The sequence below is a fragment of the Nocardia carnea genome, assembly GCF_029869215.1.
GTDB lineage: Bacteria > Actinomycetota > Actinomycetes > Mycobacteriales > Mycobacteriaceae > Nocardia > Nocardia carnea_B.
The window spans coordinates 14,324-28,728 of record NZ_JARWPM010000199.1 but is presented as its reverse complement, the minus strand read 5'-3'; the positions used below and the strand labels follow the sequence as shown (position 1 = coordinate 28,728).

12 protein-coding genes are annotated in these 14,405 nt (G+C 68.0%); 2 read left to right on the top strand and 10 right to left on the bottom strand.

The features are described 5' to 3' along the window. On the top strand, positions 1–665 hold a 665-nt coding region (locus QH276_RS13625), incomplete at its 5' end, for a DUF5753 domain-containing protein (RefSeq protein WP_280406749.1). A 56-nt stretch (positions 666–721) separates the two neighbouring features. Here QH276_RS13625 and QH276_RS13620 read toward each other — a convergent pair. From QH276_RS13620 to ssd, 5 genes are all read right to left on the bottom strand, one after another. Next, a complete protein-coding gene (locus tag QH276_RS13620; protein WP_280397452.1) occupies positions 722–2,479 on the bottom strand; it encodes a recombinase family protein in 1,758 nt (585 codons plus the stop codon). 216 nt (positions 2,480–2,695) lie between these two features. Continuing rightward, positions 2,696–3,292 carry a type II secretion system F family protein gene (locus tag QH276_RS13615; RefSeq protein ID WP_280397462.1) on the bottom strand — a complete coding sequence of 199 codons (597 nt, stop codon included), beginning with the start codon at positions 3,290–3,292 and terminating at the stop codon, positions 2,696–2,698. A 121-nt stretch (positions 3,293–3,413) separates the two neighbouring features. Next, complete coding sequence (locus QH276_RS13610; protein WP_280397463.1) at positions 3,414–4,232, bottom strand: type II secretion system F family protein; 819 nt, start codon at positions 4,230–4,232, stop codon at positions 3,414–3,416. Next, positions 4,229–5,422 (bottom strand): TadA family conjugal transfer-associated ATPase, encoded by a 1,194-nt coding sequence (locus QH276_RS13605; protein ID WP_280397464.1) that lies wholly within the window; start codon positions 5,420–5,422, stop codon positions 4,229–4,231. The genes QH276_RS13610 and QH276_RS13605 overlap by 4 nt, the downstream gene beginning before the upstream one ends. Then, positions 5,419–6,528, bottom strand: a complete 1,110-nt coding sequence (gene ssd / locus QH276_RS13600; protein WP_280397465.1) for a septum site-determining protein Ssd — start codon at positions 6,526–6,528, stop codon at positions 5,419–5,421. Before ssd ends, QH276_RS13605 begins: the two co-directional genes overlap by 4 nt. Before the next feature lie 373 nt (positions 6,529–6,901). On the opposite strand from ssd, the gene QH276_RS13595 reads away from it, so the two are divergent. Further along, positions 6,902–7,735 carry an HAD family hydrolase gene (locus tag QH276_RS13595; RefSeq protein WP_280406748.1) on the top strand — a complete coding sequence of 278 codons (834 nt, stop codon included), beginning with the start codon at positions 6,902–6,904 and terminating at the stop codon, positions 7,733–7,735. Positions 7,736–8,197: 462 nt separating this feature from the next. On the opposite strand, the gene QH276_RS13590 is transcribed toward QH276_RS13595, so the two are convergent. The 5 genes from QH276_RS13590 to QH276_RS13570 all read right to left on the bottom strand — a co-directional run bounded on the left by QH276_RS13590 (position 8,198) and on the right by QH276_RS13570 (position 14,295). Further along, positions 8,198–8,944 (bottom strand): oxidoreductase, encoded by a 747-nt coding sequence (locus QH276_RS13590; protein ID WP_280402320.1) that lies wholly within the window; start codon positions 8,942–8,944, stop codon positions 8,198–8,200. A gap of 61 nt (positions 8,945–9,005) precedes the next feature. Further along, positions 9,006–10,661: an ABC transporter ATP-binding protein gene (locus QH276_RS13585; RefSeq protein WP_280402319.1), complete on the bottom strand. Its 1,656-nt coding sequence runs from the start codon at positions 10,659–10,661 to the stop codon at positions 9,006–9,008. Positions 10,662–10,755: 94 nt separating this feature from the next. After that, a complete protein-coding gene (locus tag QH276_RS13580; protein WP_280402318.1) occupies positions 10,756–11,709 on the bottom strand; it encodes an ABC transporter permease in 954 nt (317 codons plus the stop codon). 14 nt (positions 11,710–11,723) lie between these two features. After that, the gene (locus QH276_RS13575) at positions 11,724–12,650 is read right to left on the bottom strand and encodes an ABC transporter permease (protein ID WP_280402317.1); all 927 of its coding nucleotides are present in this window, start codon (positions 12,648–12,650) and stop codon (positions 11,724–11,726) included. A 31-nt stretch (positions 12,651–12,681) separates the two neighbouring features. After that, on the bottom strand, positions 12,682–14,295 hold the full coding sequence (locus QH276_RS13570; RefSeq protein ID WP_432278745.1) for a peptide ABC transporter substrate-binding protein: 1,614 nt from the start codon (positions 14,293–14,295) through the stop codon (positions 12,682–12,684). Between the last annotated feature and the right edge of the window lie 110 nt (positions 14,296–14,405).

Sequence of the window (14,405 nt, the reverse complement as noted above, 5' to 3'; positions counted from 1 at the left end):
GCACCCACACCAACAGCCAGAACCAGCTACCCGACTTGATTGCCACGCTTCGGAACATCGAGGCGGCTTACATGGAGTTCCGGCGGGTTCTCGGCACCGGTACGCGACGGCGCCAACGGATGCTGGCGCATACAGAGGATGAGACCACCCTGACGTCATGGTTCGAACCATTGATCGTTCCGGGGCTACTCCAGACCCCGGGGTACATAGAGTGGATCTTGCGGAAGGTAATCGGGTTCTACGGCATCCCTGACGACTTAGACGAAGGCGTTGAGGCTCGAATCGAGCGTCAAAACGTGTTGTACCGGGGTAAACGCCGGTTCTCGTTCGTGATCGGTGAGCAAGCCCTACGCACGACCGCCGGGGATGACTCCGTGATGCTGGGACAACTTGACCGGCTGCTGACCGTGATGTCTCTACCCCGGGTAGTGCTCGGTATCCTGCCGGACCAGGCCACATACGAAGCTCCCGCGATAAACGGATTCGTCATGTACGACACCCGGCTTGTCCTGGTGGAGACAGTCAGTGCAGAGCTGACCATCACACAGCCCCGGGAAATCGGGTTGTACCGCAAAATGTTCGACACCCTTACCAGGCAAGCCGCCTACGGTGACGCTGCCCGGCGCTTGATCCGTCACGCGATCAACCAGCGCTCACCAGCCTAATAGCAAAAGACCGGCTCCCAGTAGGGGCCGGTCCACGCTTGGAGTCGAGTACCGCTTTATCCTCCGAGCTTGCTGAGCAGTTCGTCTAGGTCATAGGTGTGCCCGTCTGGCCCGGTCAAAGTGATCTGAGAACCGCGCACTTCGATACCCTGGACCCCGGCGGCCTCAGCGCTGGCCATCGTCTCCCGGATGGTCTCGACCAGGCCAACCGGCCGGAGGTGTCCCAACAGATCATGCACGTTGCCTAGATCCACCTCGGCGCTGTCGAGATGGTTTCGGCCGTTTGTCATAGCCGACATGGTGAACGACAGTCGCACGTTCATCCGGCGTAGCCAACTGTTCCGTGTAGTGGTGTCCTGAGCTTCCCACCAGGAGCGGAAGCTCTCTCCGGTGCCTACGTAGGTCCATCCGGCCGGTATACGCGGCTCCGATTCAAGCTCAGCCTGCCGATCGGCCAACGCCTGAATATTTGAGTCCAGCGCTTGGCGCTGAGGTGTGCCCGACCGATACGCCGGGGAGGACAACAAGCCGGTGAGGTCTACAAGCTGGGCGTTCAACTCGTCCAGTTCGGCTTGGTTGTCGCTGCCAGGGTTCCAGCGGCGTTCCAGCCGTTCGGACTCTCCGAGGAGGCCGAGGATCTGTGACTCAATCAACCGATCAGCGGCAGCGAGATCAATCGACCGGTTGGCGCACCGGCCGGTGGTGTGCTGCGCCGAGGCACACCGGTACTTAGGCTTGCGTCCCGGCCCACCCTTTAGCCGCCACGCGGGCTTACCGCACACCCCGCAGTTGATCACGCCGAGAAGTAGGTTTTCCGCCCGCTCAGATGGTTTGCCCTTGAGTTCCCGGCCCTCAAGAGCCTTGCAGACCTGTTCGTACTCGTCACGGGACAAAATCGGGGTAGCCCGGACCACCGGGGAACCGTCCGAGTTCCGCACCGGCCGTTCGGCGCCGTAGATTTTCTGTCCCCTGGCGTTGCGTTTGGGCTTCCCAGTGAGGTCGTCCACCTCGTATTCGCGTCCTACCGCGTAGCCGAGCATGGCTTGTGATGCGAGAGCCCGTTTCATCGGGCTCGGTGCCCATGCATAGCCCTTGATGGGCCGCCCCTGATACTCGGCGAACCTGTCCCGCGATGTGGGCACTGCCCTGTTGGTCAGGTCAACCGCTACCGCTCTGAGAGGTTCGCCGGCAAGTACCCGCTCTACTACCTCATGGATGACAGCGACTTGCACGGGGTCGGGGAACAGCTTCCACACCCCAGTGTCGTCCTTGCGGGGTAGGTACCCCCAGGGCGGCTGCCCGCCCCTCCACTTACCGGCTGAGTAATTGTGCTGGAATGCGCCGGAGTTGCGTTCCCGGATTGCGTCTAGCTCTAGCTGCGCTGCCATGCCGACCATGGCAATCATGAGGTCGGCGAACGCTGAGGTCATATCGAAGTGCGCTTCTGTGGCCGACACGATCACCCGGCGGTTGTCCCGTGCATGGTTCACCACCTCTTGCAGGTACCGCACCGACCGCACCAGTCGGTCAACCCTCCACACCACGATGACGTCAAACGGTGTCGGCTGGTGGTTCTCAAGCCCGGGTTCGGCCGTCTCGACATACTCACCGCGTAGCCATCGGCCCAGATTCGGCCGGTCCATCGGGTTGGTTGAGCCGGAGATGTCTAGATCCTCTGCGACACCTACAACGTCGTATCCGCGCTGGTTGCAGAGGGCAAGGCAGTCGTTCAACTGCCGCTCTGGTGAGGTTGTAGCGTCCGTGACGCGGCTGAGCCGGATAACGATTAGCGCCCGGAGTGGTGACGTACCCATAGGGATGACTATCTCATAACTGAGTATTCGACCGTGCTCATCCCGTCCTCCCCGGTTGCTGCGCGCAGTAGCCGGGCGTTCAGTTCCCCGCCCAACGCGCGGACCCGCCGCACCGGTGCCCACCCGATCACTTCGGACATGGTGTATCCCCTTTCCTTCACCACGTTCGGCCGTTCCGTACGTGGTACATCTCGGTTTCCTCCCCCACCGCGGCGGTCACAGCAGGATGCCGCCCAGCACCCGACCCGCCAAGCCGACGATCACCGGCACGATTCCCAGGCAAACGAACGCGGGGAGAAAACACAGTCCCAGCGGGCCGCCGATCAGTACACCGGCGCGTTCGGCTCGTGCGGTGGCCGCTTCCTCCACCAGCGCCCGGTGCTCATCGGCCAGTTCCCCGACCGCGGCCGCCAGCGAAGACCCGGAACGAGCCGACCGGCGCGCCAGACGCGCCAGCGCCTCGAACTCCGGCGCGGTATCCGCACCGGGCGGCGTCACCGCCCAGGCTGTCGCCGGGTCCGCGCCCATCGCGAGCAGATCGGCCGCTCGCCGCAACAGCGCGGCCAAAGGCGCTGGACAGGTGGGTAATACGGCACGCACGGCGGCGTCGGCCGGCAGTCCCGCGCGCAAACAGGCTGCCAGGAGGTCGAACAGCGTCGCAATTGCCACGGGGTCGGGCGGGCCCTTCGTTGCGCGTGCCGCGCGTTCGGATGGGGGCCCGGTCCGCAATCGTGCGAGCACCGGCGCCCCCACCGGGAACAACAGGAACGCCACGGCCAGCAGGAGATAGGGCCCAACAGCGCCGGTCGTCATCAGCGCCGCCTTTGCGGACGTGCCGGACACATCGGCGATCGGCCCTCCCGCGGTTGCCGCGGGACAGACGCACCAGACTCCGTCCGTCCGGCACGGCCGGGTGCGACGCGGCGCGGGGCGCTCATCGCGGTACCACCCGGCGAGTTATCTCGTCGGCCCATAGCAACCCGGCACAGGCCAGGCCGGCGCCGAGCGGAAGAAGAAAGGTGCCGATCGACGAGAACAGAAGTACACGCAATGGTTGCGCACCCATCAGCTGTCCTAGACCGATGCCGAGCACCGGCAGTACCGCCAAGATCGTGGCCGTAGCGCGGGCTCCGGCCAGGGCCGCCTCGGTGCGGTTGCGGAATTTGATCCGGGCGGCCAGATCGGCCCGGGCCGCCGCGAGTAGTTCGGCCAAGGCGAGGCCGTGCCGTTCGGCGACCCGCCAGGCGTCCGCCAGCCGGGCGAGCTCGGTGGCAATCACCGTGTGGGGGCGTAACAGTCCGTCGGCGCCGGAGCCGCCCAGCCTGCTGCGCGCCGCACCGACCGCGAATGCCTGCGCCGCGATACCGCAGGTCTCGCGGGCGGCAACGGCAGCGGCGGCACTGGGATGCGCACCCACCCGTAATTCCGCGATCACGGCCGATAACCCGTCGAGCAAGTAGCCGCATTCGGTGTTGTGCCGCCGCGCCCGGCGCGACCGGCGTAGTCGTACCGTCGCGGTCGCCGCGACGAGCACCGCGCCGATGAGGCCGCCGCTACCCAGACTCAGCGCCACCACACAGGCGAGCCCCACGGCGACGCGAACGAGCCACCGCCCGGGCACGCGGCGCGGCACTCGCGCACCGAACACCCGGGTGAACCGCCGCCGATCGCCGGGCGCAGGCAGCAGGAGCAGGCCCAGGGCCGCCCAGCCGAGCCCCACGACCACCGGCGATACCGGACCGGAGAGAGTCATCGGCCCAGCCGTTCCTCGAACAGGGCGGCCAGCTGCTGCGCGCCCGGCCCGGGCACCCCGGCCCGCCAGGCCGGGCAGATCTCCACCCAGCCGTCGCTGCCCCGCCGCACCAGGCCGATTTCCCGGAGTTCACGCGAGCCGTCGGGACGCCGCTGCACATGGAGGACCACCTGCACCGCCGCGGCGAGCTGACTGTGCAGAGCCGCACGATCCATACCACCCGAACCGGCGAGGGCTTCCAGCCGGGCCGGCACCTCACGGGGCGAATTGGCGTGCACGGTTCCCGCGCCACCGTCGTGGCCAGTGTTGAGCGCCGTCAGCAGGTCGATGACCTCGGCGCCGCGCACCTCACCCACCACGAGGCGATCCGGGCGCATCCGCAGGGCCTGGCGCACCAGATCGCGCAGGGTGATCTCGCCGACCCCTTCGATATTGGCCGGCCGAGCCACCAGCCGGACCACATGGGGATGCGGCGGCGCGAGTTCGGCGGCGTCCTCCACACAGACGATGCGCTCGGCCGGATCCACCTCGGCGAGCAGCGCCGAGAGCAACGTGGTCTTCCCCGCGCCGGTACCACCGACCACCAGAAAAGCCAGCCGCGCCCGAATCATCCGGCGCAGCAGGGCTTCGGCTTCCGGTGGTACGGTTCCCGCCCGGCACAGCGCATCCAGCCCCTGAGTTGCCGGCCGCAGGACCCGCAACGACAGGCAGGTACCGCCGAGCGACACCGGAGCGAGCACGGCATGCAGGCGAACTCCGAAGCTGTTACCCAGCAACATCTCCCGCCCGGCGAGCCGGCCGTCGACCCAGGGCTGGGCGTCGTCGAGGCGGCGCCCGGCCGATAGCGCGAGACGCTGGGCCAGCCGCCGCACAGCGGCCTCGTCGGGGAACGTTATCGAGGTCTTCTCGACCCCGCGGCCACGATCGACCCATACCGCATCCGGCGCGGTGACCAGCACATCGGCGACCGCGGGATCGTGCAGCAGCGGTTCGAGAAGGCCGGCGCCGGTGAGTTCGGTCTGCAGCAGGCGCAGGGCGCGCAGGAGATCGGTATCTCCCAGCATTCCGCCCGCCTCGGCCCGGATGGCCGCCGCGACCCGCGCCGGCTCAGGTTCGGCGGATTCGCCGGCCAACCGCCGGCGGACCCGGTCCAATAGTTCGGCGGTGACGACTCCCGCCTCGGCGGTCACCCGGCTCTCCGTTCATCGGGCGGAGTGAGCACCGCAAGCACCGCATCACAGGCGGTGCGCAGTGGGCCGCGGCGTAACCGCAGGCCACCGCGCTCGAGGCGGGCCGCGAGACCGGGCTGGGCGCGCACGGAAGCCAGTAGCGGCAACCGCAGGACCGAAGCGATCTCCTGGCCGCGCAGGTTACCGGGTGCGGGACCGCGCACCACCAGGCCCTGGTTCGGGTTCCGGTTCGCGATCCAGTGCGCCACCGCCTCGGCCGCGGCCACCGCGCGCAACCGTGCGGGTACGACCAGCACGACCAGATCGGCCGCGTCGAGCATGCCGTCGATATGGGGACCTCGTTCGCCGGAGATGTCGCAGACGACGAGATCCCCGGCGCCACGGGTGGCTTCGACCACCGCGTGCACTGCGGCGGCGCCGATCGGGCTGGTGCGACCGGAGCCGCGGCCGCACGACAGTACCGACAGCCCGGCTCCGGCACCCGGCAGGGCGTTGTGAAGTTCGGCGGCAGCCACCCGGCCGTCGTCGATGACGAGATCCGGCCAGCGCAGACCCGGCGTGCTCTCGATCCCGAGCAGGAGATCCAGCCCGCCGCCGTGCGGTACGCCGTCGACCAGCACCGTATGCGGCCGGAAACCGGTCGTGGCCGAACGCAGCGCGATCGCCGCGGCGAGGGTGGAGGCGCCCGCCCCGCCGCCCGCGCCCGCGAGCGCGATGACGACTCCCCCGTCTGCCCGTTTTTCGGCGTATTCGGCGAATTTCTCGATGAGCCCGACCGCCCCGGCGGGCAGCGCGACCACTCGCTCGGCGCCGATCACCGCCGCCGCCTGCCAATCCGCGAGTTCCGGCTCCCCATCGGTGACAGTCACCACACCGCTGCGCCGCGGTGGCGCCACGGCAGCACATTCCACCGCCGCAGGGGTATCCAGCACGACGAGTGGGGCGGCGGACCATGCATGCCGCCCCGCCGGCGGAGCGGCTTCCTCGATGCGCCGGCCCGCGGCCGCCGCGACGCGGAGCACTTCCTCGCGCAGCCGATGATCCCGGATGAGTACCAGCACACCGGGTTCCGCGGTTTCCGCCGCGGTGGTCGCCTCGTGGTCCATGGACCCAGCGTGGCCGGGAAAAGGGGCCCGCGACGGGCGGCAGCGGAGATTGTGGACAACTCGCGGGCTGTGGACAACTTCCGACAACTTCCGGAGCGGACCGCCGTCCCCGAAATAGAGGACGGCCCCAGCCGGGGGGGGAGGAGGCTGGGGCCGTCGGGGTGGGCCCCCGGGGGGCGGGGGGGAACCGCCGGGGACAAGTGCAGGTGGCAGCCAAACTACACCCCAACCCCCCGACTACACCGAAACCCCCCAAACAAAGAAGTTCCGCAGCTCACGCCACCTGCCACGGGCGGCGGAAAACCACAGGTCAGAACGGCCTCAACCACCCTGCGCCGCCGACACGCCTGACACGTTTGCCTATCCTGAACCGGTGACGGACACCGCTGATTCGACACCGCTTTCCGGCGATCGCCATCCCGCACACGGCCGCATCGCCGCGTTCTTCGATCTGGACAAGACGGTGATAGCCCGTTCGAGCACCTACGTGTTCAGCAAACCGTTCTTCGCCCAGGGGCTGATCAACCGGCGGGCGGTACTGGAGAGCAGCTACGCCCATTTCATGTTCCTGCTCGCGGGCGCCGACCACGATCAGATGGAGCGCATGCGCGCCAATCTGACGAATATGGTCGCCGGCTGGGATGTCGCCCAGATCCAGTCGATCGTGGCCGAGACGCTGCACGAACTGGTGGATCCGCTGATCTACGCGGAGGCAGTGGATCTGATCGCCGATCACAAGATCCGCGGGCACGATGTGGTGATCGTCTCGGCGTCCGGGGAGGAGGTGGTGGCCCCGATCGCGGAGGCGCTCGGCGCGACCCATACCGCCGCGACCCGTATGGAGGTCGTGGACGGGAAATACACCGGCGCGGTCGACTTCTACTGTTACGGCGAAGGCAAGGTAACGGCCATCGAAAAGCTCGCCGCCACAGAGGGTTACGACCTGTCGCGGTGCTATGCCTATTCCGATTCGGTCACCGATCTGCCCATGCTGGCCGCGGTCGGCCACCCGACGGCCGTCAATCCGGACCGGAATCTACGGCGGGAGGCAACAGCACGGGGGTGGCCGATCCTGATCTTCTCCAACCCGGTTTCGCTGTGGTCACGGTTTCGCGCACCATCGAAAACAACGGCCACCGGGATCGCGGTCGGGCTCAGCGCGCTGGCCGCTGGCGCGCTCACCTACCGGCTGCTGCGCCGCCGCTGAAGACAGCTCCCACCTGGCCTTATAGCATATGACTCCGATCCCTGGCGACCGTTTTCCAATGTTCGGTTATGTTGCCCGAAGCCTTGATGTGAGCGCACTCACAGTGTAAAAATGGAGGCACGGAAGGACGGAAGGCCAAGGCGCAGCCGGAAGAGAAGGCTCAGCCTCCCGACCCACCCTTCCCAGCACGGACACCAGGTACCCACGCGGAGCTCGCCGCGACAAGGGCAGGAGTGTTGTGGGCCTGCGAAATCCGGTTCGTTGCCGGCGATGGCCTCGCATAGCTGCGGGGATGAGCTGCTGCGGAGCCCGGAGGAACGCCGAGGCCGGAGAACACAACCCATTTCAGCACGCATGGTAACCGGGTAGTCCGTGCTCGCGGGCGGTGAGGTCCAACGACCACGCCGCCCGCTTTGATGTGTGCGGGAGCCGACACGGATCGGCGGCTCACCGCGACGGTGGTCAGCCGGCCGCCGCCTCCGCTATCGACATCGCTTCCCGGGCACCGTCTTCGAGGGCACCGCAGCAGAACACCACCCAGCTCCCGACCCCGGTGGCGGTTCCGGCGCCGAAGCCCGCCGCTGCGTCCAGGTATGCCTGCCGGCGGCGCAGCAGGAAGACCTCCGGCACACCGAGGGCGTGCGGATCCAGCCCGCTCGACACGGTGACCAGCCGCGACGCCGCCCGTGCGACCAGACCGTCCGCCGACCCGAACGGTTTCAGGGTCAGCAGCTCGCCGTGCACCACTGCCGCGGTGACCGGCGCGGGGGCCGAACTGGCCAGCAAGGTCTGGGCCAGCACGTCCAGGCGCTCGGCTACCCCACCATCGGCGCGTGGCCGGCCCAGCGCGCTTTCGTCGTCCACCAGGTCCGCGGCGGCGAGTAGATGCAGCCGGGCCAAGGCCTGCAGCGGCGCCCGCTCCCAGATTCCCACGAGGTTGCGCAGCGCGTCACCTTCCAGCGCCTGGCCCACGCGGAGCGCGCCGGCCAGGATCGGGTCGGCCACCGCCCCGTCGGCAGGTAGTTCGGTACTGCCGCCGTCGAGTGCCGCGGAGGAACGCGCCGCCCGGACGGCGGCCTCGGCCGCGGTGGCCGGCCAGCCGCGGCGATTCGTTTTGTGCCGGTGTACCTCGGCCAGCGCGTCGCGGGCCTTATCGGCCGCGGCGCGGACGCCGGGCAGTTCGGTGAGGGGCGCGAGCGGATCGGTCACGGGGTAGCAGGCTACGCGGCTCGGCCCCCGAAGCGGACGTGAGTCCCGCGCGACCCCGCTGTCAGGGTCGGCCGACAGCCAGGCCACGGCCGGGAATGGCCGCGAGCAGGGCGCGGGTGTACTCCTCGCGCGGGTTTTCGAAGATGTGCTCCGTCGGCGCCGCCTCGACGATGCGGCCCTCGTGCATCACCAGAACGTCGTCCGCGATTTGGCGCACCGCCGCCAGATCATGGGTGATGAACAGATAGGTGAGACCCAGGTCGCGCTGCAGGCGCTCGAGCAGGTCGAGGATATTGGCCTGAACCAGTACGTCGAGGGCCGATACCGCCTCGTCGCAGACCAGCAACTCGGGTTCGAGAGCCAGTGCCCGGGCGATGGCCACGCGCTGGCGCTGCCCGCCGGACAGTTCGTTTGGATAGCGGTCGGCTATCGCAGCAGGCAGCGCGACCTGATCCAGCAGCTCCCGGACCTTGGCGTCACGTTCGGCGCGAGAACCCAGCTTGTGGGTGTAGAGCGGTTCGGCGATACACCGATGGATCGAGTACTTCGGGTCGAGCGACGCGTAGGGGTTCTGGAAGATCGGCTGCACCCGGCGCCGGAACCGGATCTGCTCCCGGCGGCTCAGCCGGTTGATATCGGCACCGTCGAAGCGCACCGAACCAGAGCTGGGCTCGAGCAGTCCCAGGACGAGCTGAGCCACCGTGGACTTTCCGGAACCCGATTCGCCGACCAGAGCGGTGGTGGTGCCCCGGTCCAGGCGGAACGAGATGTTCTCGGCGGCCGTGACCTCCCGCGACCGCCACGGAGCCGAACCGCGGACCCGGTACCGTTTGGCGAGCTTGTCGGCCACCAGGATCGGCTCCCGGCCGTTTTCGTCGCCGCGGTGGTCGCGGGGGCGGCCGGCGCGCCGACCGGCGGCCAGCGATGGCGCCGATTCGATCAGCTTGCGGGTGTAGTCGTGGCGCGGGTCGCGGAGGAGTTCCGGCGCCGGGCCCGATTCCACGACGCGGCCCTGATACAGCACCACGAGGTGCTCGGCGCGTTCGGCGGCGAGCCCGAGATCATGGGTGATGAGCAGCATGGCGGTGCCGAATTCGCCGGTGAGATCGTCGATATGGTCGAGAATGCGCCGCTGGACCGTGACGTCCAGCGCCGAGGTGGGTTCGTCGGCGATCAGCAGCGCCGGCCGCGCGGACAGTGCCATGGCGATAAGGGCGCGCTGCCGCAACCCGCCGGACAATTCGTGCGGGTACTGACCGGCGCGGTGCTCCGGGTCGGGGATCCCGGCGGCGCGCAGTAATTCGACCGTCCGCTCCCGGCCCGCCCGGCCCCGGGCGACGCCGCTCGCGGCCAGGGTCTCCCGGATCTGGAAACCGATCCGGTAGACCGGATCGAGGTTCGACATCGGATCCTGGGGTACGAAACCGATCTCGTTACCGCGCAGGGCGACGAGCCGCGATTCGGGCGCATCGGTCAATTCCGTGCCCGCGAAGCGGATACTTCCCCCGGTGATCCGGCCGCCCGGCGGCAGCAGCCCGAGTACCGCGTGCGCGGTGGTCGATTTACCGGATCCGCTCTCGCCGACGATCGCGACCGTCTCGCCGGGGTAGACGGTGAGATCAACGCCGCGCACCGCCTCCACCCGTCCGGCGCCGGACCCGAAAGCGATACGCAGATCCCGAATTTCCAGGAGCGGGCGCTCTTCGGCGGTGGTCATGATCGTGTCCCCTCCAGCGGCCGCGAGCACCGCTCGCCCAGTGTGCGGGTACCGGGCGCGGGCGCAACCTCGGCGTGGACGCTCGGCCGGCCGCTCATCGCGCACCCCGCGCTTTCGGATCGATGGCGTCACCGAGGGCGTCACCGAGCATGATGAAACTGAGTACCGTCACCGCCAACGCGGTGGCCGGATAGAACAGGATCAGCGAGCCACCCCGTAGCTGCTGCTGGCCGGTCGCGATATCGGCGCCCCAGGAGACCACGGTGGGTGGCAGGCCGACCCCGAGGAACGACAGGGTCGCCTCGGTCACGATGAAAACCCCGAGCCAGATGGCGGTCACCACGATGATCGGACCCACCGAATTCGGCAGGACGTGGCGGACGAGGATGCCCAGGCGAGAAACGCCGAGAGCCCGGGCGGCCAGTACGTATTCACTGTTCTTCGCCGCGATCACCGACCCGCGGGCGATCCGCGCGGCCTGCGGCCAGGTGAATCCCGCCAGCGTGACGATCACCAGCCAGATCGTGCGCTCGGTGGACAGCTGCATGAGGACGATGGCGGCGAGCATCAGCGGAATGGCGTAGACGATCTCCGAGACGCGGGAGATCACCGAATCGAGCAGCCCGCCGTAGTACCCGGCCAGCGCGCCCAAGGTGGCCCCGATCAGAACGAACAGGGCGGCCGCGCCGATCCCGGTCAGGATCGACGCCCGAGCCCCGTAGACGGTGCGCGCGTAGATATCGCAACCCTGCAGATCGAACCCGAACCAGTGCGCCGAACTCGGTGGCAGCAGACTGTTGTCGACCGTGCAGTAGCGCGGGTCCTGGCCGGTGAACACACCGGGGAACGCCGCGACCACCAGTACCAGCAGGATCAGTGCCGCGGAAATCCAGAACAGCGGGTTACGCCGCAGGTGCCGCCAGGCCTGGCCCCAGAAACCGCGCGGCGCGCCCGCGACCCGCACCCGGTCGGTGGCCTCCACCGGCACCGCGTCCGGTTCGGCGGCCCAGCGCTGCCGGTCGCGCCGCCGGGGCAACTCATCGGACATGACCGCACTCCTGTTCAGGCATAACGGATCCGGGGGTCGAGTACCGCGTACAGCAGATCCACCACGAGGTTGGCCAGCAAGAACACCACGATCAGCACCGTGACGAAGGAGACGACCGTCGGCGCTTCGCCACGGACCACCGCCTGATAGAGGGTGCCGCCGACGCCGGGGATGTTGAAGATGCCCTCCGTGACGATCGCCCCGCCCATCAGCGCGCCCAGATCCGCGCCGAGGAAGGTGACCACCGGGATCAGCGAGTTCCGCAGGATATGCACGGTGACGACCCGCCGCCGGGGCAACCCCTTGGCCGTGGCGGTGCGCACATAGTCGGCGTCGCGGTTCTCCGCGACCGCGTTGCGGGTCAGCCGGAGCACGTAGGCGAACGACAGCGCACCGAGCACGAGCGCCGGCACCACCAGCCGGGACCAACTCGCGTCGGCACCGACCGTGACGGGCGCGATACCCCATTTCACACCGAGCAGGAACTGGGCGAGGAAACCGAGCACGAAAACCGGGACGGCGATCACCACCAGGCTCAGTACCAGCATGGCCGAATCGAACCATTTACCTTTGCGCAGCCCGGCCAGCGCGCCGAAAAGGATCCCGAACACCGCTTCGAACAGCAGGGCCAGCAGCGCCAGGCGGAAGGTGATCGGAAAAGCGCGGGCGAGTTCGTCTTTCACCGAGCGGCCGGAGAAGGAGGTGCCGAGATCGAAGGTGAAAATGCCCTTCAGGTAGTAGAAGTACTGCACGAAGAAGGAGCGGTCCAGGTGGTAGCGGGCGCGTAGTTGCTCTTCCAGAGCGGGGGTGAGAGTACGGTCCCCGGCCAGCGCGGCGACCGAGCCGCCGGAGACCTTGTAGATCAGGAAGTAGATGAGCAGGGTCGCGCCGAAGAACACCGGAACCATTTGCAGCAGGCGCCGCACTACGTACCAGGCCACGCGCTCTCCTCCCGCCGCCGGGCATCCGGGGTCATATCAGCTCGAGGTTCTCGAAATCGGCCATACCGTTCCAGCCGAAGGTGACCCCGCGGACCCGCTCGGAGTATCCGGAGGAGTTCACGTAGTCGAAGATGGGAATGGTGGGCATATCGTGCAACAACACCGTCTGAGCGCGCGCCACCAGCGCCCAGGATTCAGGTTCGGTCGGTGCGGCTTCGGCGGCCGCGATGAGGGCGTCGAATTCGGGGTTGTGATAGTCGAAATCGTTGGTTTCGGAATTGCCCAGGAACGACGGCTCCAGGAACTGCAACATGGTCGGGTAATCGCCCTGCCAGCCCGAGCGGAAGGCCTTGCCGACGGTTCGGGAGGTGATCTGGTCGCGGAGCTGTTTGAACGTCGGATAGGCGGCTCCGACCGCTTCGATCCCGAGGGTGTTCTTGATACTGTTCGCCACCGCGTCGACCCAGGGCTGATGATCTCCGTCGGCGTTGTAGGCAATCTCGAAACGACCGCTCCACGGTGCGATCTCGTTCGCTTGCGCCCACAACCGGCGGGCCTCGCCGGGATCGAATTCGAGGACCTCGGCACCGGGAAGATCACCGTCGAAACCCGGAAGCACGCTCGACGTGTAATCACGGGCCGGTGCGCGGGTACCGCGGAAAATCTTGTCGCCGATGGCCTTCCGGTCGATGGCACGCGAGAGGGCGTGCCGCCGCAGCCGGCCTTCCTCACCGCCGAAATGCGGTAGGCCGGGCTGGGTGCCGATCCATTGATTCTTCGCGGTGGCCGCCGCGACGGCGCGCTCGCCCAGGTCGGCATCCACCACGGTCAGCGCGCTGGTGGGGACGGTGTCGAGGACATCCAGGTTGCCGGCCAGCAGATCGGCGTAGGCGGCATCCATATCGGAATAGAAGACGAAGGTCAGGCCCTTGTTCCGGGCGGGCCGCCCGCCCCGGTAGGTCTCGTTCGGCACCAGATCCAGTTTCACATCGTGCTGCCAGGCGTCGGGACCCGCGAAGCGGTACGGCCCGTTGCCGATCGGACGCTGCCCGAACGCCTCCATATCCGCGAATGCGACCTCGGGCAGGGGGTAGTAGGGGGCGTAGGCCAGCCGGGTCCGGAAGTCGATCGTGGGCGCCTTCAGGTCGACCGTGAAGGTGAGATCGTCGAGCACCCGCAGGCCCGACATCGTTTTTGCACGGGGCGGATCGGCCTGCACATCCTCGAAGCCGACGATCGGCTCGTAGGTATAACTCTGCAGCTGCGCATTGGTGACCAGGGCGCCGTAGTTCCAGGCGTCCACGAACGAGTGTGCGGTGACCGGAGTTCCGTCGCTGAAGGTCCAGCCGGGTTCCAGCCGGATCCGGTAGTGCTGCTGATCGGTGGTCTCGATGGCTTCGGCGACCTCGTCGTACAGGCTGCCGTCGGCGGCGATCCGGCGCAGGCCCGCGAACAATCGATCGACGATCCGCCCGCCACCGTTCTCGTTCGTATTCGACGGCACCAGCGGATTCTGTGGTTCCGAACCGTTGACGGCGATGGAATCACCGAGCGCGGGAGTCACCGTGCAGGCGGGCAGCGCCACGACGGCGGCCAGTACCACCAGCAGGCCGACGGCCCATCGAGTCCACGACGCTCCCCGCACATACACTCCCCGGCTAGTCGTTCCCCACGAAAGCTCGGCCTGCGTCGCGACGCCGAAGCAATTCGCCCTCGACCTCGCAGCCCATTTACACACGGGCCGGACACGGCACC